This window comes from Thiomicrospira sp. S5 (assembly GCF_003991075.1).
GTDB classification, from domain to species: domain Bacteria; phylum Pseudomonadota; class Gammaproteobacteria; order Thiomicrospirales; family Thiomicrospiraceae; genus Hydrogenovibrio; species Hydrogenovibrio thermophilus.
In genome coordinates this window covers 2,724,065-2,743,455 of record NZ_CP014470.1, presented here as the reverse complement: position 1 = coordinate 2,743,455, position 19,391 = coordinate 2,724,065, and the positions used below count along the sequence as shown (strand labels likewise).

The following is a 19,391-nucleotide window of genomic DNA, read 5'->3' as shown; positions in this document are numbered from 1 at the left end:
TAGGGTTTACAAGCGTTTGTGCCCAATGGGCACTTGTTGTGATTAAGTCTTGCGCTCGAAAATCAAATCCCATACGCCGTGACCGAGTTTATGACCGCGTTGCTCGAATTTGGTCAAAGGGCGGTAATCCGGGCGCGGCGTGAACTGACCTTCTCCGGCAGTGTTGCTGTAATCCGGTGCCGCACTCATCACTTCCATCATTTGCTCGGCATAATCCTCCCAGTCGGTCGCCATGTGGAAATGGCCGCCGGGTTTGAGGTGTTGGGCAATGGTTTGCGCAAATTCCGCCTGCAGGATACGGCGTTTTTTGTGTTTTTTCTTGTGCCAAGGGTCGGGAAAGAACAGATACACCGCCGACAGGCTGTCTTTAGGAATCTGTTTATTCAACACTTCCACCGCGTCGTCGTTGAAAACACGCACATTGGTGAGGCCCTTTTCCTGAACCAGTTTCAACAAGGCGCCGACGCCGGGGCGGTGCACTTCAATGCCGATGTAATTGTTTTCCGGGTGCGCTTCCGCCATGGCTGCCAGACTGGTGCCCATGCCGAAACCGATTTCGACAATGGTCGGCGCATCGCGCCCGAACAGCTCGGTGAGGTCTAAGAGTTTATCTTCCAGTTCCAGTCCATAGCTTGGCCACATGGCGTCCAGCGCGTTTTGTTGTGCCTTGGAAAGGCGCCCTTGGCGTAAGACAAAGCTTTTGATGCGGCGTTTTTCGGCCGGGATGTCCGCCGGCATTTCCGACGACGGTTGGGTTTGGGTGGTTTCGGTTGTTTTTTCGGTCATGGGGTTTAGTACAATATGTGGGCCGCTTGATTACCCTGCGGGGAATCTCGCTGCCCTAGTGTTTAAATTTTTGACTTGAGAGCTTTGCATGAGTGGGGCGCGATAGAAAAATGAGATAAAATTTTTCTGAATTAGGCGGAAAACGAAGCTAATAGCTGGCTATTAACGAGTTTTTCAACGACATTCAGGGAAATTTTAGCCATTTTTATCCGTTCATCCACCTCGTGCAAAGCTCTCTTATTATAACGGAAAAGCGAATTGGATAAACGACAGGCAATGACCGAACCTTCTTTTTCACAGGCCTTGCTGGATTGGTTCGATGTTTCGGGCCGCCATGATTTGCCTTGGCAGCAGGACAAAACCCCTTATCGGGTCTGGGTGTCGGAAATCATGTTGCAGCAAACTCAGGTGCAAACGGTTATTCCGTATTACGAGCGATTTATGGCCTCTTTCCCAACGGTCGAAGCCTTGGCCCAATCTACGGAAGAAGCGGTGTTGGCGCATTGGTCTGGGCTGGGGTATTACGCCCGGGGGCGCAATTTGCTGAAAGCGGCGAAAGTGGTGGTGGATGAATTGGGGGGTGTCTTTCCGTCGGATTTGGAAGGCATGATGGCCTTGCCGGGCATTGGCCGTTCCACAGCGGGTGCGATTCTGTCGATTGCCTGTGGGCAGCGGCATCCGATTTTGGACGGTAACGTCAAACGGGTGCTGTGCCGTTACGATGCGGTGGAAAGCTGGTCGGGTGAAAAGCAAACCGAAGCCAAACTTTGGCAGCGGGCCGAGGCACTGACTCCAGAGACACGATTCGAAGATTACACCCAGGCGATTATGGATTTGGGAGCGACCTTATGCACCCGCAGCAAGCCGAAGTGTGATGTGTGTCCGGTCAGCGAAAACTGCCAGGCCTGGCAGCAAGGCCGCGTCACCGAGTTTCCATATTCCAAGCCGAAAACCGAAAAGCCGACGCGAGAGGTGGCGATGTTGCTGTTTCGGAAGCCGTCCGGTGATATTTTATTGGAAAAACGTCCTGCAAACGGTATTTGGGGCGGGCTTTGGAGCCTGCCGGAATCGCCGGAACCGGCGGTACAAAACCTGATAAAAAACAAGGTTGAAACCGTCTGTGAGGGCGCAGGGGATTTGGTAAAATGGCCCCTTCTGAAACACACTTTCAGTCATTATCACCTGATGATTCAACCGATTCTGGTGGACCGGGTGCGCTCGACCGATCTGGAGGGCGAATGGCTGCCGGTGGCGGAAGCCTTGACGCGAGGCGTGCCGGCACCGATTCGAAAACTCATCAAACAACTGGAGAGTCACAATGGCGAGAATGGTTAACTGTGTCAAAATGGGCGAAGAAATGGAAGGCTTGGACTTCCCACCTTTTCCGGGCGAATTGGGACAAAAGGTGTTTGATAATGTGTCTAAAGAGGCCTGGAAACAATGGTTGGCACAACAGACGATTTTGATTAACGAATACCGTTTGTCCAGCCTGGACCCGAAAGCGCAAAACTTTCTGAAAGACGAGATGCAGAAATTCCTGTTCGGCGGTGAAGACATCGACATGCCGGACGAGTTCAACGCCGTTGATTAACGGGGCCCTCACTTTTGGCACTGATGTAGAAGCCTATGCGATGGCGATTTGTTCGGTATTATCGGTGAAACTTATCATTGGGATAGAGACGATTGATTCGGCCGGAAATCCGCCTGTGCTAAAATGAAAATGGGTGCCGGAAAAGGCGGAAACAGCTTGCCGGGCACCGATTTTCAGCGATTAAAATAGAGATAATCATGTCGCAATTAGTGGATATCTATATCGGCCGTCAGCCGATTTTCGACGCGTCCGTGCGCGTTCATGCCTATGAACTGTTGTTCCGTTCCGGTTCCGAAGACAACCATGCCCGCATTCTCGGTGGCGACCATGCCACGGCTCAGGTGATGATGAACCTGTTCGGCGACATGGGGTTTCAGGAAGTGGTCGGCCGTCATAAAGCTTTTATCAATTTCACCGAAGGGTTGTTGCTGAGTGAGAACAAGCCTTTTTTCCCACCGAAGCAAATCGCCATTGAGGTGCTGGAAAACGTCCATGTAACGCCTAAGATTATCGAGGCCTTGAACGCTTTGCGTGCGAAAGGGTATGAGGTGGCGCTGGATGATTACATTTTCAATCCGAAATTGGCCGAACTGGAAGCCTGTGCGGATATCATCAAGGTCGATATCCTACAAGTCGGGCCCAAGAAAATGCTGGAACACGTGGGCCGCCTGAAAGAAAAAGGCATTCGTTTGTTGGCCGAAAAGGTCGAGACCCGTGAGCAATTCGAATTCTGTCAAAAAATCGGTTTCGATTATTTTCAGGGTTATTTCTTTTCCAAGCCCAAAATTCTGCAAGGGCGCAGTCTGCCGTCCAATAAGCTGTCGACCATGAAGCTGTTGGCCAATGTCTATGATCCGGACATTGATATGGCAATCCTCAGCAACATCATCCGTCAGGATGTGGCGCTGAGCCAGAAGTTGTTACGCTTTGTGGCGACAGCGGGCGGCAATCACACGATTACGTCGATTCACGATGCGGTGCTGCGCTTCGGCCTGAAGCGTTTGCAAAGCTGGTCGAGTATGATGGTGTTGTCGGGCGTGGATGACAAGCCGCGCGAGCTGTTCCACACGTCTTTGATTCGTGCCAAGTTCTGCGAACTGGTCGGTGAACAGGTGGGAGACTTTTCCAAGGACAGCTATTTTACTGTGGGGCTTTTCTCGACGTTGGATGCGGTGATGGACGCGTCTCTGGAGGAGTTGCTGGCGCAATTGAACTTCGACCCGAAAATCAAACAGGCACTGGTGGCCTCTCACGGTTCTCTAGGCGTCGCATTGGCGGCAGTCAAGGGGATGGAGCAAGGCCGAACCGATTTCGAGCTTCCTGAAGGCCTGACGCCCTCAGAGCTGTCGAAACTGTATCTGGAAGCGATGGAGTTCGCCAATAAGGTCGATTTGGGTTAATTGGCAGGGCTCATCGTTTGAATCATAAAAAACCGCCACACCCTAAAGAGTATAAAGGCCTGGCGGTTTTTTGGTTTTACAGAACCGGGGCGTCGTAGCCCTCGGGTTCATCCGAATAGACGCAGACATTCCAATCGGCGACCAATCCCGTTTCGGCTTGGCATTGGGTTTCGAAAAACTCGACGATTTCCCGGCGCTGACAATGCGCTTCGAAACTGGGCATGTCGCGCCAGATTTCGTTAAACGCGATTGGCATGCTTTTCCCGTCGGCAAAGGGGCTTTGAATTTGACGGGTGACGCGATACTGCAAACAACCGTCTTCACGCAAGGTATTGGGCTCCAATGCCTGGAGCACTTTGAACAGCGCGGATGCCTGTCCCGGCTTCGGTTGGAATTGCGCAATGCAATAAACGCGTTGAGACATTTTCGGGTTCCTTTCTGGTGGCCGTGGCGTTTTAACCGTGGTATTTCGGACTCAGCTCGGTGACCGCTTGAATGAAAGCGCCGGCGTGTTCCGGGTTGACTTCCGGGTGGATGCCGTGGCCCAAGTTGAAAACATGCCCTGTGCCATGACCGTATTTTTCTAAAATGGTCGCCACTTCTTCGCGAATTCGCGCTGGAGAGGCGTAAAGAATGCTTGGGTCCATATTGCCTTGCAAAGCGACTTTGTCGCCGACACGGGCGCGAGCGTCGTCGATGTCGGTGGTCCAATCCAGGCCTAGAGCATCACAACCGGTTTCGGCCATTTTCTCCAGCCATTGCCCGCCGCCTTTGGTGAACAGGATGACCGGCACTTTGCGACCGTCGTTTTCACGTTTCAAACCGTCGACGATTTTCGCCATATAGCGCAGCGAGAATTCCTGATAGTCGCGTGGCGTCAGAACGCCGCCCCAGGTGTCGAAAATCTGTACCGCTTGGGCACCGGCTTCGATTTGCGCATTCAAATAAGCGATGACGGAGTCCGCCAGGACATCCAGAATGTGATGCAAGGTGGCGGGTTCGTCGTACATCATCGCTTTGATTTTAGAATAGGTTTTACTGGAGCCGCCTTCGACCATGTAAGTGGCCAGCGTCCAAGGGCTACCGGAGAAGCCAATGAGCGGCACGCGACCGTCCAAGGCTTTGCGGATGGTGCTGACCGCATCCATGACGTAGCCCAGATCGGAGCCCATATCCGGCACAAACAGCTTTTTCGCATCCGACAAGGAACGCACCGGCTTATCGAAAATCGGCCCTTCACCGGTGGCAAAACGCAATTCCAACCCCATGGCATCCGGAATGGTGAGGATGTCGGAAAAGAGGATGGCGGCATCCAGCGGGAAACGCTCCAATGGCTGCAGGGTCACTTCACAGGCCAGTTCCTTGTTACGGCACAAGTCCATAAAGGAACCGGCTTCCTTGCGGGTTTCGCGATATTCTGGCAGATAACGACCGGCTTGACGCATCATCCACACGGGGGTGCGATCCACGGGTTCTTTTAAAAGTGCGCGTAAAAAACGGTCGTTTTGTAGTTCCGCCATCGGAAGTCCTTTTTGTGTCATTTGAATCGAAAGGGCTATTTTAACGGCGAGACGCCCAAATGTCACAAAAAAACCGGTTTTCAATCCGTTTAGGAATCAAAGTGTTAGCGAAAGGGTTGGAAAAAGGCCAAGACCCCTAGAGCGAGCGCTCGAAAGCGCCGAGCCGGGGTTATTCGTTAACCGGGTTCAGGCGGTCGATGGCAAAGGGAGAACGCACCTTGACGAACATGGAACCACCGTACAGGAATCCGAACCCGCGGGCTTCGATTACTTTGCCTTCCAGTGTTTTCAGTCTGTCGTAATCGAAGCGCTCCCAGTCGGCTTTGCGGATGCGGATGCCGGTGGTGTCCATGTTGAGGATGTAATTGTTGGAGCTTTTATCGACCTTGACGATTTTGCCTTTGAAGATGTGATAGCCCTCGTCTTCGGTGTTGATTTCCGAAGAGGGGGCAATCGGATAATGCAGGTCTGGCCGTTTTTCCGCCAAACTCCACAGTGCAATCTTGGCTTCCCGAGCGGTTTTTTCCGCCTGGTAATAGCACTTTTGGTGTTTCATGTTAGGCGGCTCCGATTTCGCCAATACCAGGCCGCTTTCCAGCATCAGTTTTTGCAGATTGACGATGCGACCGTCCTGCTTGATGTACAGGTGGGCGTAATTGCGGTAGAAATCGTCGATTTTCAGTTCATCGTATTCCACGCCGACTTGCAAATCGTGGTTGGCCAGCAGTTGATTGAGTTTGGTTTGCGATTCTTTCGCGAACGGTTGGCCGCGGGTATAGAATTTTTGTTTTTTCTGGATTTGTGGCGCCTCGATGCCAATGAGACGGAACTCATTGTTTTGAATGATGATGGTATCACCACTCAAGGCAAAGCTGGCCTTGACCCAGACATCGATTTTCTGAGGGGCACAGTCGTCGGCCTGAGACGCAAAAGCAATGGGCAGCAGGCAGAGCGGTAGCCATTTAGCACAGGATTTCAAAGCGGCAATCGATAATTTCATCATAGGAGTCGGTGTCTTGGGTTGAACTGGATGAGAAAGATTGTAGCAAAGGCCAAGCCAAGAGCGTGAAGAAAATCGAAGGGGCGTCAGGGAATCGTAGAAATAAAAAAGGCCGTTTGAAACGGCCTTTTTCAGGATATTTTGTTTTGCAACAAAATAACAGTGTGAAGTGCTTACTTGCGCATACCGTATTTTTGACGGAATTTTTCAACACGTCCTTCTGTATCGACCAGTGATTGCTTACCAGTGAAGAAAGGATGTGAAGCACTAGAAACTTCGATACGAACTAGTGGGTATTCTTTGCCGTCTAAAGTAATGGTGTCGCCAGAAGTTTTTTCAATCGTAGAACGAGTTAAAAAGGTTTCACCAGTCGAGATGTCCTGGAAAACCACTTCATTGTATTCTGGATGAATGCCTGCTTGCATGATGACGGTCCATTTTATTTATGCAGTGCTCAATTTGTCTTTTTCGTTTGGCCGATTCATTGTCTTTGGCATGGAAACCAAAACAAATTGTCAGGGCACAGACAAAGCTGATACACCACTATGTTTAAAAAAAGAAAGCGAAATTATAGAACTAAAAAACAAAATTGCAAGTAAAAACCGCATTTAATGGATGAAATACTTGCAATTTTTCGGTTTTGGTTCGGCTCGCTCTTCGGATTGTCGGCGGGAAGCGGCTTAGCGCTTCATCGCCGTGAACAGTTCGTCGTTGGTTTTGGTGACCTTCATTTGGTCGATCAACGTCTCGATGGCATCCACCTCGTTGTTGAGTCCTTGCAGGAAGCGACGCAGAATCCAAATGTTCTGATACTCTTCCGGTGTGGTGAGCAACTCTTCCTTACGCGTACCGGACTTCTCGATGTTGATGGCCGGGAAGGTGCGTTTTTCGGCGATGCTGCGTGATAGATGCAGTTCCATGTTACCGGTGCCTTTGAACTCTTCGAAGATGACTTCGTCCATTTTCGAACCGGTGTCCACCAACGCCGTGGCGATGATGGTCAGGGAGCCGCCTTCTTCGATATTACGCGCGGCACCGAAGAAACGTTTCGGGCGGTGCAAGGCGTTAGCATCCACCCCACCGGTCAAAATCTTGCCGGAAGACGGCACGACCGTGTTGTAAGCACGCGCCAAACGGGTGATGGAGTCCAGCAGAATGACCACGTCGGTTTTATGTTCGACCAAACGCTTGGCTTTTTCGATGACCATTTCCGCAACCTGAACGTGGCGGGTAGCCGGCTCGTCAAAGGTGGAAGAAATGACTTCGCCCTTAACGGTACGCTGCATTTCGGTCACCTCTTCCGGACGTTCGTCGATCAATAGCACGATCAAATAGGCTTCCGGGTGGTTTTCGGCGATGGATTGCGCAATTTGTTGCAGAATCACGGTTTTACCGGATTTCGGTGGCGCCACAATCAAACCACGCTGCCCTTTACCAAACGGTGCGGCAATGTCGATGATACGGGTGGTGATGTCTTCCGTGCTGCCGTTGCCCAGCTCCATTTTCAAACGCTCTTGCGCGTGTAATGGGGTCAGGTTTTCGAAGGCGATTTTCTTACGGGCGACATCCGGGTCTTCGAAGTTGATTTTTTCAACTTTCAACAAGGCAAAATAGCGTTCGCCGTCTTTCGGTGGGCGAATTTTGCCTTGAATGGTATCCCCTTTACGCAGACCGAAGCGACGAATCTGGCTCGGTGAGACGTAAAGATCGTCCGGCCCGGCCAAGTAAGAACCGTCGCCGGAACGCAGGAAGCCGAAGCCATCCGGTAGGATTTCAAGCACCCCTTCACCGTAAATGTCTTCACCGCTTTTGGCATGCGCTTTCAGAATGGCGAAAATGATGTCTTGTTTTTTCAGACGGGCCAGGTTTTCCAGGCCTTTTTCCGCGGCGATGTCCAGCAAAGCGGCCGCAGACATTTTTTTAAGATCGTTTAAGTTCATATGGTTATAACTGTCTTTGAGTAAGGTTGAACGGGGTAGTTGGAAGTTTAAATGTTTGGGGGATGATCGAGTGATTGTGAATCTAAGCCGCCCATTGACGTCGGGCGGCTTTGAACGGGAAGTCCGTGAAGTTATAGGTTACCGTCTAAGAATGCACACAGTTGAGACTTAGAAAGCGCGCCGACTTGAGTGGCGTCCACTTCACCGTTTTTGAACAGAACCAGTGTCGGAATACCGCGCACGCCATATTTTGGCGGTGTCGCTGGGTTTTCGTCGATGTTCAATTTAGCGACTTTGATTTTCCCTGCGTATTCACCGGCAACCTCGTCCAAAATTGGCGCGATCATTTTACAAGGACCACACCATTCGGCCCAGAAATCCACCAAAACAGGAACGTCGGACTGTAGTACTTCACTGTCAAAGTTTGCATCAGAGGTTGCAATCATGTTGTCACTCATTAGGTAACTCCTTACGTTTTAAGTATCTCGATTTTGATGCTTACACGCATCCCCAATTGGTTGTGGAGAAAGTCGTATGGGAAGCTATCGGGGTCGAGATAAGAATTATCATCCAAGTCTTTATTTGGGTTTTCCGTTGCGGCGGAACCCGTTTATGTATGCGTTGGATGAAGATTGAATTTTTGAAATTTGGATAATTATTACATTGTTTCCGTTTTCAATGCAAGCAAAATCTGAAATGTTTTTCATTTGGCGATTGGCGGGGGTGAATAAAAGATGCTGAAAGCGCCAAAATCCCTTAGGATATGCGCATTACCTGTCCCTTTTCACGATTGATACGATTTTGGTTTTCGACTTTAGTTTTTATGGATATTTCACACATATTAAATGATTTAAATGACGCCCAGCGAGAAGCGGTGACGGTGGATGACCGTCATGCCTTGATTCTCGCCGGCGCCGGCAGTGGTAAAACCCGGGTGCTGGTGCATCGCATCGCTTGGTTGACGGAGGTGATGGGCTTTTCGGCCTATAACATTCTGGCCGTGACCTTCACCAATAAAGCCGCCAGCGAAATGCGCGGTCGGGTGGAAGCGTTGATCGGCAATCAGTCGCAAGGCATTACCATGGGCACGTTTCACGGCATTGCCTATCGTTTGCTGCGCACCCATTATCAGGAAGCCGGGTTGCCGCAAGCCTTTCAGATTCTGGATGCCGATGACCAAAAACGTGTGATCAAGCGGTTATTGAAAGCGTTGGAACTGGACGAAGCGCAATGGCCGCATAAACAGGTGCAGGCGTTTATCAACGGTGAGAAAGAAGAAGGTCGCCGTCCGCATCATATTGACGCCGGGCACAATCCGTATGTGCGTAAGATGGTGCAGATTTATCAAGCTTACGAGGAACAGTGCAAACGGGCAGGCCTGGTGGATTTTGCCGAATTGCTGCTGCGCGCCCACGAACTGTGGCTGAAGAATCCGCAAGTGTTGGCGCATTACCAAAATCGTTACCGTCATATTCTGGTGGACGAATTTCAAGACACCAATACCTTGCAATACGCCTGGTTGCGGGTGTTGGCGGGCGCCACGGGCAAATTGTTTATCGTCGGTGACGACGACCAGTCTATTTACGGTTGGCGTGGGGCGAAAATCGAAAACATCCGCCGTTTCGACGAGGATTTTTCCGATGTGAAAACCGTTCGCCTGGAGCAGAACTACCGTTCCACTAATGTGATTTTGAAAGCCGCCAATGCGTTGATTGCGCACAACCAGGACCGGATGGGGAAAAACCTTTGGAGTGCCGGCGAAGACGGCGAGCCGATTCAAATTTACGAAGCCTTCAACGAGCAGGATGAAGCGCGCTATATCTGTAATCAGATTGAAGCCTGGTGCGAGCAGGGCGGTAGCCGTTCGGAAATTGCGGTGTTGTATCGTTCCAACGCCCAGTCGCGCGTGATGGAGCAGGCGCTGTTGCAAGCGCAGATTCCCTATCGGGTGTATGGCGGCTTGCGGTTTTACGATCGCGCTGAAATCAAAGATGTGCTGGCTTATCTGCGCTTGTTGATCAGTCGCGAAGACGATGCCGCCTTCGAACGGGTGTATAACCACCCGCCGCGCGGCATCGGCAATAAAACCGCCGATCAAATCCGCGAAGTGGCGCGGATGGAAGAAATTTCGCTTTGGCAAGCGGCCAATCAGTTGGTGGAAGCCGGTTTGACGGCGCGTGCCAAGACCTCGGTCAATGGTTTTTTGACCTTGATTGAAGCATTGGATCAAAGCACCGACGGACTCGATTTACAGGATCAGGTCATGCAGGTGGTGTCGCGCTCCGGCTTGCAGCTGCATTTTGAAAAGGACACCTCCGAGCAAGGCCAAAGCCGTTTGGAAAACATCGACGAGTTGATTAATGCCGTCAGTCAGTTTAAGCCGATGCGGACTCATGAAAGCGTGGCGGACTTACCGAGCGATGCGTTTGACGAACCGAATTTCGATAATCCGTTGGCGGAATTTCTGGCGCAAGCGGCCTTGGAAGCCGGAGAACAACAGGCGGACCATTGGGAGTCGTCGGTGCAGTTGATGACGCTGCATGCCGCCAAGGGCCTGGAGTTCCCGTTGGTGTTTATGATTGGCTTGGAGGAAGGGTTGTTCCCGTCTCAACAATCGCAGGAAGACCCGTATCGGTTGGAAGAAGAGCGTCGACTGGCCTATGTCGGCATTACGCGGGCGGAAAAACAGTTGATGATTTCCTACGCGAACCGCCGCCGGATGCACGGCTCGGAGTTTTATCCGTTGCCGTCGCGTTTTTTGAAAGAGGTCCCTGAAGACTGTGTGCAGCATGTGCGTTTGAAAGGGTCCACGCATGCCACGACCGCCGGTTACGGAGGGTATGGCGGAGGAGCTGCGGCGTCGCTGAATGAAAGCGGTTACCAAGTCGGTGAACGGGTGTTTCATCAGAAGTTCGGGGAGGGCATGGTGTTGGCGACTGAAGGTGCCGGTGACCATGCGCGCATTCAGGTGAATTTCAATCATGCCGGCACCAAATGGCTGGTCGCGGCCTTTGCCAAGCTGGAGAAGTTGTGATGTTTCGAGTGGAAGAACTCGCCATTGACGCCTTGCTGGCTCCGGTATCTTTTACACTGGCCGAGCAGGAGGTCTTGATGGTGTCCGGCGTGTCCGGCTCCGGCAAATCGCTTTTATTGCGAGCCTTGGCCGATTTGGAGCCGCATTCCGGCCAGGCCTGGTTGAATGCCGAGAAACAGTCGGTGTTTCCGCCGCCGGTGTGGCGTCGTCAAGTGATGTGGTTTCCGGCCGAAACCGCTTGGTGGGACGATTCGGTTGAAGCACATTACCCGGATGCTGTGACCGAGAAGGATTCGGATTGGTTGGTTTCCGGTTTGGCCGCGCTGGGATTGCCGAAGTCGATTTTAAAACAACCGGTCACGGCCTTATCGAGCGGCGAAAAACAGCGATTGGCTTTGTTGCGGGGCTTGGCGTTCCAGCCGAAAGTGTTGTTGTTGGATGAGGTGACGGCGAACCTGGATCCGGACTCCACCTTGGCGGTTGAGGTATTGGTTCAATCTTATTTGGCCGAACAGCAAGCCTGCGCGGTGTGGGTCTCGCATGACCCGGCGCAGGCGGAACGACTCGCGTCCCAGCAGTTGGTGTTGTCGAAAGGCTCGACGACGCTCTAAGCTTTAATATGGATTGACGTAAAACGCGAATCGGATTTGACGGAATTATTTGTCGAAGTATTTATCCAGCTCCTCGTACAGAATCTCCATATACATTAATTTCGGTCCGCCACCCATGACGACCGCCATCATCGCGGCTTCCAGCATTTCTTCCTTGGTGGCCTTGGCCTCGACGCAATCCTTGGCGTGGACGGCGATACACCAAGCGCACTGGAAGGCGATGGCCAGCGATAACAGAATCAAATGTTTGCTTTTGGCATCCATCGCGCCGTCCTTCTCGGCGATTTTGATAAAGGCGCTGAACTCTTTGAGTTGGTCCGGCATATCCTGCATCAAGCGACCCATCAATTGTCCGGTTTCTTGCAATCTTTCCATGGATTCTCTCTCCTCTTGTTGCCGCTTTTTCAGGGTGCTGAAAAAGAGGGCAAGTAGTTTTACTTAGACAGACAGTTCAAATCTTACCGCAAAAGCGTTTGGGTGTGTCTCGGTTTTTGGATGAAATTTTTTTGACTCGTCGCTTGCGGCATACAAAGCGTTCGGATGAGGTTCGGAAATAAAAATGGTCAGGGTGTTTGTCCCAATTTTTGGTTTAAAATAATGGCATGACAGACGATAAACGCCTCATTTCAAGCGCACAAATCGAATGGACGCCGGAGCAGGTGCCTAAAGCGACGCATTTCGATGATATCTATTATTCGGTCAGCGATGGCTTGGCCGAATCCGATTACGTGTTTGTGCAGCAAAACCAACTGCCGGAACGGTTTGCCGCTTTGCGGGCAGGCGAGGTCTTCACGGTGGCGGAAACCGGTTTCGGTACCGGGTTGAATTTTTTGCAAACACTGCGTGCCTGGTTTGAATGTGCGCCGAAAAGCGCCGAACTGCAATTTATTTCATTTGAAAAGTTTCCTTTGAGCGTTGAAGACCTTGCAAAAGCCCATGGCGCGTTTGCGGAATTAGGGACGCTGTCACAAGAATTATGTGCGGTTTATCCGCTCCGGTTGCCGGGTTGGCATGAAATGTCGTTATTTGACGGAAAAGTGCGTTTAATTGTTTGGTTCGGCGATGTTTTGCTGGGGTTGCCTGAATTTGAGTGCTCGGTGGACGCCTGGTTTTTGGACGGTTTTGCGCCGAGTAAAAACCCGGATATGTGGCAACCGGCTCTCTATACGCAGATGGCGCGCTTGAGTCATGTTCAAACCACGTTTGCCACCTTTACAGCCGTTGGCGAGGTGCGCCGTGGGTTGCAAAAGGCTGGGTTCGCGGTGGAAAAAATGCCCGGTTTTGGACGCAAACGGGAAATGTGTCGGGGGCAATTGTCGCAAGAGCGTGCTTTCTCATCGAAGGCGCCCTGGTTTGCGTCGCCGGATCCGAGCAAATCAGTCAAGCAGCGCGCTGTGGTCATTGGTGCCGGGCTGGCCGGCGCAACGGTGGCACGCCAATTGGCGGAGCAGGGCTGGAAGGTCAGTGTGTTGGAGGCGGGGGCGCAACCGGGGCAACAGGCGTCCGGCAACCTGGCCGGCGCGATTCACCCCTTGGTGACCGCGGATTGGAATCTACGCAGTCAGTTTTATTTGAGAGGTTTCGAGACCACTTTGAAATGGCTCGAGCCTTGGCTCGACAATCGCCAAATCATCGGTGAACTCAACGGACTGATGCAGTTGGCGGTGACCGATACGTTGGATAAACGTCTAAAAGACAGTTTGCAACGGGTTGGCCTGCCACCGGAATTTGCGGTTTGGTGTGATGCCGAACAGGCCAGTGCGCGAATCGGTCAAACAACGGAATTTGAAGGGTTGTTCTTTCCAAAAGGTGGTTGGGTGCGCCCGTCGACGGTGGTGGACACCTGTTTGGCGCATGAAAACATCGAATTGCGTTTGCATGAGACGGTGACGGATTTGGTGAAAAATGACCAGGCCTGGTCAATTGTGACGAATCAGACCCAGCACGAATCTGAAGTGGTGGTGGTGGCCACGGGTGCTTTGGATGAAGCGTTGAACCGTCAGTTGGGGTTGCCGATTCGCCCGGTGAAGGGGCAGGTCAGTCATTTGCCAGGGACGGCTATCCAGGCACCGTTGCATTGCACTGTGACGCACCGGGGCTATACGGTCACGGGCAATTTGGGGGAGGATGCACCTTATGAGGGGGTGACCGGAGCCACGTTTGAAGCGCCGGATACAGCCACGGAGCTGTCGGAAGCGGCGCAATCGGAAAACCGTGAGATGGTTGTGGAAGCTTTGCCGAACTGGTGGAATCACGAAGCCGGGCTGCATGGCAAAATCGGTTTTCGCCCGACGACGCCGGATCACCTGCCGTTGATTGGCGCGGTGCCGCCGCCGGAATGGATGGCGGACGCTTATTTGTCGCAACCGCATAGCCAAGTTCCACATCGTTATCCGCCGCAGCGGTATCAAACCGGGCTGTTTGTCAGTAACGGCCATGGTGCGCGGGGCTTGATGTCGGTTTTTCTCGGTGCGGAAATCATCGGGCGGATGGTCGCCGGTGAAATGGCCGTCATGCCCCAGCATCTCTACCACGCGGTACACCCTTCGCGCTTTGCGATTCGAGCTTGGCGAAGCGGTAAAAAGTCATACTAATTCACTTCTATCTCTACGTTAAATCGAGTATCATGATGGCCGTCAGTTGCATAAAAAATAATGTTAATAATTTAAAACAAGTGGTTGTTATTATGAAAAAAGCACTCTTTCTATTTGTGTTGTCAGTGTGGGGTTTGTCCGGTTGTACGCAATCGATGGTAAATGAAAATGAAGCGTCTCTAAAAAAGGTCGCGCCATCGTGGATTGTGTCCACTCAGGATGAAGACAGTGAATATTTATACGCCAAAGGCCAAGCGCCTTTGGATGAAGGTCAGGCCGACGCGACCGAGCAGGCCAAAGCCAGTGCCAAACAAAATTTGGCGGCCTTGGTGAATGGCCGGATGCAGACAATGCCGTCCACCAAGCAAATCGCGGTCGAAGAAGAAACGCCGTTTGAAAGCAAGTTGCGGAAAGCCATTCGCGCCGAAGTGAAGGGCTATCAAATTACCGTGCCGGATGCGGACACCGTTTATGTCGATGACGAAGCGAATACGGTATTTGCGTTGGCGAAAATTCCGAAAGCCGCCATTGACGACGCAATGATGGAGCGTTTGCAGGCTTTGGATAATCAGTTGACGGATTATCTGCACGTGAGTGGCAAAGGGTCCAAATTGAACCAATTGCTGTCGATTTTGCCGGCCATGCCGACGATTGAAGCGCGCGCGGACCTGAAAGCGCATTTGGAAAACTTTAAGGGTGAGTCTATTACCTTACCGCACGACCAATTGGCGGAATTACTACAGAAGCGTATGAACACTTTGGTGGATCAAATCGTCATCAATCTGGATGCCAGTACTCAGGAAACGGCGGCTTTTGAAACCGCTTTCCGTAAAGCATTGGCATCGGAAGGCTTCAATATGACGGCGAGAAAGCCGGATTTGACCTTCAAGTATTTCATCGAAGCGAGTGAGTCGAAAGAAGAGACCCTGTACAAAGTCAGTTTGATCGGTGATTTGGAAATGATCAATGACCTGGGGGTCACGGTGGCGACGGTGAGTAACGAATACCAAGGTATGAACGAAATGAAACCGGAGGCGACTGGCGCCGCTCTGATGGCGTTTGCCGACGAAGCGACCGATACCATCGTCAAGACATCGGTCGACTATATGAATAAGGTCAATCAACTGAATTACAATCGCTAAGGGTGTGATGACATGAAAAAACTGTGGCTGGTGTTGCTGGTGGTCGTGTTTGCGGTTTTGGCCGTGATGTTCGATTGGTTTGGCAGTCGTGATGTGGCGCAGAGCGGTGTCGAGGCGACACAGGGTGCGGTGGATAAAATTCAGGAGACGGGAGATGCCATCTCCCAGACCATTCAACAATTAAATGAAACGAAAAAGGAAGCGAATTAAATGATGTTATGGAAGCGGTTGCGTAAAAGCATTTTGGTTGCTGGATTGATTGGCTTGTCTTCAACGGCGGTTGCCGCCATTGATGGAAATGCCGGGTTGGATTTGTCTTTATCCAATGACACCGCTAATGTCGGTCTGTATTCTTTGCGTGAGACACCGCAGGAACTGACCAACCTCGGCATCGATTTCATGTTCAACAATGATGGCGACCGTGTGTTGGACCTGTTCGGCAGCATTGCCCGCAAAGGTTTGATGGGCAACCAAAACCTGGAGTTGGGCCTGAAAGGCAAAGTCTTCTATCTGGATGAAGATAAGGACGGCAACAATGGCTATGGCCTGATGTTGGGGGCCTTGGGGCGCTATTGGTTACCGACGACTGTACCGTCGGCGATTGCGGCGGAGTATATCTATGCGCCGTCTATCGTCACCTTCGGTGATGCCGACAACGCTTACGAGTTCAATGTCCGTGCCGAAATGCGCATTCTGCCAAGCGCGGTGGCGTACATCGGCTTCCGCCAGTTCCAGGTGAAATTCCCGAAAACCGGCTATCATGAAGTGGATGGCAATGCCCATATCGGTGTGCGCATCGCTTTCTATTAAACGCATCGTATAAGCATGTTTGGAAAGGGCCTTCGGGCCCTTTTTTGTTGCCCTTAACGATTTTTGACAAAAGGTTTCGGCAAGGGAAAGATCTGGAGGTGTGAAATGGTCGTGCCTCGGGTTTGGAATTGAGTAAAATAATCACATGAAACCTACAAGCGATCTGTTTGCCACGTCTTACTTCTTTCCGCTGTTGGCGCTTTCTCTGCTAACAGGGATTGGCTTCGTCTTCTGGCAGAACTACGAAGAACATCAACAGGTCAGTCAAGAAATCGCGTTGGAAGATGCACGGAATTTTTCCATTTCCGTGGTCGAGTTCCGAAATTATTACGCGAAAAAAATTCTACCTTCTCTGGTGAAGCGCGGTGTGCCGGTCATGCATGATTTCGAAAATCATCCAGACGGCGCGGCACCCTTGCCAGCCACCTTTGCCAAGGATTTTGGGCGTTATCTATCGTCGGATGGCGACGGTTATAAAGTGAAACTTTACAGCGACCAACCCTTTGTCTGGAGTCAGGACAGTCAGCACTTGGATGCATTCGAGGCCGATGCTATGGCGTATTTACGCCAACACCCCGACCAGCCGTATTGGAAAATTGTGCATCAGGACGGTCGTAAGGTGTTGCGCTATGCTCGCGCGGATGTTTTGAAAGAGAGTTGCGTCGGGTGCCATAATACCTATCCGGGCACCCCGAAAACCGATTGGAAAGCCGGTGATGTACGCGGTGTTTTGGAGGTGCAGCGACCGCTGAGTTATGGGGTGGCGGATGAGAAGCACGCTTGGCGGTCTTTCCTGTTCATGGTCGGTTTGGCGCTGATTACCCTGTTCCTGCTGGCGGTGATGATGCGTCGTTTGAAACTGTCTTTGCGTGAGTCTCGTCAGCTGCTGGAAGAGCAATCCGCTGCTAACGAACAGCTGAATACCGAAGCCGGTCATCGGCGCCAGTTGACCGAAGAACTGGTGATGAGCCAAAACAAAACCCGCGCGGTCATGAACTCCGTGACCGATGTGATTATCGTCATCGATTCCAAGGGGATTGTCATTGAGGTCAATCGCGCGATTGAAAAGATGTTCGGCTATGCAATGGATGACATTCTGGGGCAGAATATCAGTGTCTTGATGCCGAATCCGTATCGTGATGCACATGACGGTTATCTCGAGACCTATTTGAAAACGCGTCAGAAGAACGTCATCGGTCGCACCCGTCGGGTGGAAGGGATGAAGAAGTCCGGCGAGTGTTTTCCGGTTGATTTGTCGGTCAGTGAAGTGCAACTCAACGACACTGTGGTCTTCACCGGCGTGATTCGGGATATCACCGAGCAGGTCGCGGTGGAGGAAACCATGGCGCAAGCACGGGATCAAGCCATTCAGTCGGCTCAGTTGAAATCGGAATTCCTCGCCAATATGAGTCACGAAATTCGAACGCCGATGAATGGCGTGATGGGGATGACCAGTCTCTTGCTGGATACGCCCTTGTCCAAAGAACAACGCGCCTTGGCGGAGACGGTGTCATCCAGCGCCTCGGCGTTGTTGCAGATTATCAACGATATCCTCGACTTCTCGAAAATCGAAGCCGGAAAATTAAAGGTGCATGCCGAACCTTGTGCGCTCTTGCCGACCATTGAAGGTGCCATGAGCGTGGTGGCGGATTTGGCCTTCGCTAAAGGGTTGCGGTTCGATTATTTTGTCGACCCGGCTTTGCCGGATCAGGTGTTGATGGACGATGTGCGGGTCCGTCAGGTACTGGTCAATTTGTTGGGTAACGCGATTAAGTTCACCGATCTCGGCTATGTGGTCTTACGGGTGTATGCACAGGAACGGAAAAACCAACCGGAATTGGTATTTGAAGTCGAAGATACCGGCATCGGAATTGCCGAAGAGGCTCAGGCCCGTTTGTTCAAGGCGTTTTCGCAAGTGGATGGTTCCACCACCCGTTTGCACGGCGGGACCGGCTTGGGGTTGGCCATTTCACAGCAGTTGGTGAGTTTGATGGGAGGACGTATCCGGCTGAGCAGTCAAGTTGGTCAAGGTTCACATTTCTTTTTCTGTCTGCCCCTGAAACCGGTCGGAAAAGAGGCCTGCTTGGAAGCCTTCGCCAATCCGATGCGGGGCATTTTCCTCTCGGATGCCGATCGAGTGACCGATTTGATCGTTCAGCAAATGGCCGATTTGAATTTCGAATTGACGCCTTTTGATACGTTTGACGCGTTTTACGAGGCGATTGAACAGTCAGCGCCTGAAACCTTGATTGGGGTCGATGTATCGAGGCTGGAAGACGTTTTTCCCGATAAGGCCGTTCGCGTGCAAAAAATGCAGGCCTTGATTGATACGGGGCGTCAATTGATATGGAACGTGACCCGACAGCAGCGTCAGGATTCAGCCTATCACCCATATCTGGAAAGCGACCAGGCCTATTGCCTGATGAAGCCGGTGAAAATTTCCTTTTTGCATCGTAATGCCCATCTGATTGAATCGGGGGAACTGGATAAAGTGGAGCGTGAAATTTATCACAGCCTCGAACCGGACGACAATAGCGCGGAATCGGACTCATCCGCACCTTCCGGCGAACAACGCATTTTGCTGGTGGAAGACAATGTCGTGAACCAAAAGCTGGCGTTGGCGATTCTGGCGAAAGCCGGTTACGAAGCCGATTTGGCCGCCAATGGTCAGGAAGCACTGGACAGGCTGCAGTCCGCCACTTATGATTTAATATTGATGGATTGTCAAATGCCGGTCAAAGACGGTTATCAAGCCACGCGTGAGATTCGCGCATTGGAAACAACCACCGGCACGCATATCCCGATTATCGCCATGACCGCGAACGCGATGAAAGGCGATGATGAAAAATGTTACGCCGTCGGCATGGACGATTATATGACCAAGCCGATCAATCCGAAGAAGCTGGCGGAAAAAGTGGCGTTTTATTTGAAACCGCACGATTAACTCAACCCCGTAACGTAAT

At 51.7% G+C, this 19,391-nt stretch carries 18 protein-coding genes; 10 read left to right on the top strand and 8 right to left on the bottom strand.

The genetic code is table 11. The features are described from left to right. Positions 1-42: 42 nt before the first annotated feature. The gene (gene trmB / locus AYJ59_RS12800) at positions 43-738 is read right to left on the bottom strand and encodes a tRNA (guanosine(46)-N7)-methyltransferase TrmB (RefSeq protein WP_237260399.1); all 696 of its coding nucleotides are present in this window, start codon (positions 736-738) and stop codon (positions 43-45) included. A gap of 324 nt (positions 739-1,062) precedes the next feature. Between trmB and mutY the strand changes: the two genes are divergently transcribed. The 3 genes from mutY (at position 1,063) to AYJ59_RS12785 (ending at position 3,777) form a co-directional block, all read left to right on the top strand. Beyond that, the gene (gene mutY, locus AYJ59_RS12795; RefSeq protein WP_127120322.1) at positions 1,063-2,121 is read left to right on the top strand and encodes an A/G-specific adenine glycosylase; all 1,059 of its coding nucleotides are present in this window, start codon (positions 1,063-1,065) and stop codon (positions 2,119-2,121) included. Beyond that, positions 2,105-2,377, top strand: coding sequence for an oxidative damage protection protein (locus AYJ59_RS12790; RefSeq protein WP_029939387.1), 273 nt, complete (start codon positions 2,105-2,107; stop codon positions 2,375-2,377). The genes mutY and AYJ59_RS12790 overlap by 17 nt, the downstream gene beginning before the upstream one ends. A gap of 197 nt (positions 2,378-2,574) precedes the next feature. Next, a complete protein-coding gene (locus AYJ59_RS12785; RefSeq protein ID WP_127120321.1) occupies positions 2,575-3,777 on the top strand; it encodes an EAL and HDOD domain-containing protein in 1,203 nt (400 codons plus the stop codon). A 76-nt stretch (positions 3,778-3,853) separates the two neighbouring features. Here AYJ59_RS12785 and AYJ59_RS12780 read toward each other — a convergent pair whose 3' ends face one another. The 6 genes from AYJ59_RS12780 to trxA form a co-directional block, all read right to left on the bottom strand. Beyond that, positions 3,854-4,201: a putative quinol monooxygenase gene (locus tag AYJ59_RS12780; protein WP_127120320.1), complete on the bottom strand. Its 348-nt coding sequence runs from the start codon at positions 4,199-4,201 to the stop codon at positions 3,854-3,856. A gap of 31 nt (positions 4,202-4,232) precedes the next feature. Next, positions 4,233-5,297 (bottom strand): uroporphyrinogen decarboxylase, encoded by a 1,065-nt coding sequence (gene hemE, locus AYJ59_RS12775; RefSeq protein ID WP_127120319.1) that lies wholly within the window; start codon positions 5,295-5,297, stop codon positions 4,233-4,235. Positions 5,298-5,466: 169 nt separating this feature from the next. Then, entirely contained in the window at positions 5,467-6,300 is an 834-nt protein-coding gene (locus AYJ59_RS12770) for a thermonuclease family protein (protein WP_225972352.1), read from the bottom strand. 170 nt (positions 6,301-6,470) lie between these two features. Beyond that, entirely contained in the window at positions 6,471-6,722 is a 252-nt protein-coding gene (locus AYJ59_RS12765; RefSeq protein WP_011369547.1) for a type B 50S ribosomal protein L31, read from the bottom strand. A 255-nt stretch (positions 6,723-6,977) separates the two neighbouring features. After that, positions 6,978-8,237 carry a transcription termination factor Rho gene (gene rho, locus AYJ59_RS12760; protein ID WP_029939392.1) on the bottom strand — a complete coding sequence of 420 codons (1,260 nt, stop codon included), beginning with the start codon at positions 8,235-8,237 and terminating at the stop codon, positions 6,978-6,980. Between the two features lie 131 nt (positions 8,238-8,368). Beyond that, positions 8,369-8,695, bottom strand: coding sequence for a thioredoxin TrxA (trxA, locus tag AYJ59_RS12755; protein WP_011369549.1), 327 nt, complete (start codon positions 8,693-8,695; stop codon positions 8,369-8,371). A gap of 365 nt (positions 8,696-9,060) precedes the next feature. Here trxA and uvrD point away from each other — a divergent pair, with 365 nt between their 5' ends. Further along, positions 9,061-11,271 carry a DNA helicase II gene (uvrD, locus tag AYJ59_RS12750; RefSeq protein ID WP_127120318.1) on the top strand — a complete coding sequence of 737 codons (2,211 nt, stop codon included), beginning with the start codon at positions 9,061-9,063 and terminating at the stop codon, positions 11,269-11,271. Further along, complete coding sequence (locus AYJ59_RS12745) at positions 11,271-11,882, top strand: ABC transporter ATP-binding protein (protein ID WP_127120317.1); 612 nt, start codon at positions 11,271-11,273, stop codon at positions 11,880-11,882. Before uvrD ends, AYJ59_RS12745 begins: the two co-directional genes overlap by 1 nt. Before the next feature lie 45 nt (positions 11,883-11,927). Here AYJ59_RS12745 and AYJ59_RS12740 read toward each other — a convergent pair whose 3' ends face one another. Next, positions 11,928-12,257, bottom strand: coding sequence for a carboxymuconolactone decarboxylase family protein (locus AYJ59_RS12740; protein WP_029939395.1), 330 nt, complete (start codon positions 12,255-12,257; stop codon positions 11,928-11,930). Between the two features lie 227 nt (positions 12,258-12,484). On the opposite strand from AYJ59_RS12740, the gene mnmC reads away from it, so the two are divergent. The 5 genes from mnmC to AYJ59_RS12715 all read left to right on the top strand — a co-directional run bounded on the left by mnmC (position 12,485) and on the right by AYJ59_RS12715 (position 19,372). Next, complete coding sequence (mnmC, locus tag AYJ59_RS12735; protein WP_127120316.1) at positions 12,485-14,476, top strand: bifunctional tRNA (5-methylaminomethyl-2-thiouridine)(34)-methyltransferase MnmD/FAD-dependent 5-carboxymethylaminomethyl-2-thiouridine(34) oxidoreductase MnmC; 1,992 nt, start codon at positions 12,485-12,487, stop codon at positions 14,474-14,476. 92 nt (positions 14,477-14,568) lie between these two features. Continuing rightward, complete coding sequence (locus AYJ59_RS12730) at positions 14,569-15,618, top strand: hypothetical protein (RefSeq protein WP_127120315.1); 1,050 nt, start codon at positions 14,569-14,571, stop codon at positions 15,616-15,618. 12 nt (positions 15,619-15,630) lie between these two features. Next, the gene (locus AYJ59_RS12725) at positions 15,631-15,828 is read left to right on the top strand and encodes a hypothetical protein (RefSeq protein WP_029939398.1); all 198 of its coding nucleotides are present in this window, start codon (positions 15,631-15,633) and stop codon (positions 15,826-15,828) included. Then, on the top strand, positions 15,829-16,428 hold the full coding sequence (locus AYJ59_RS12720) for a YfaZ family outer membrane protein (protein WP_127120314.1): 600 nt from the start codon (positions 15,829-15,831) through the stop codon (positions 16,426-16,428). A 145-nt stretch (positions 16,429-16,573) separates the two neighbouring features. After that, entirely contained in the window at positions 16,574-19,372 is a 2,799-nt protein-coding gene (locus AYJ59_RS12715) for a PAS domain S-box protein (RefSeq protein WP_127120313.1), read from the top strand. Positions 19,373-19,391 lie beyond the last annotated feature (19 nt).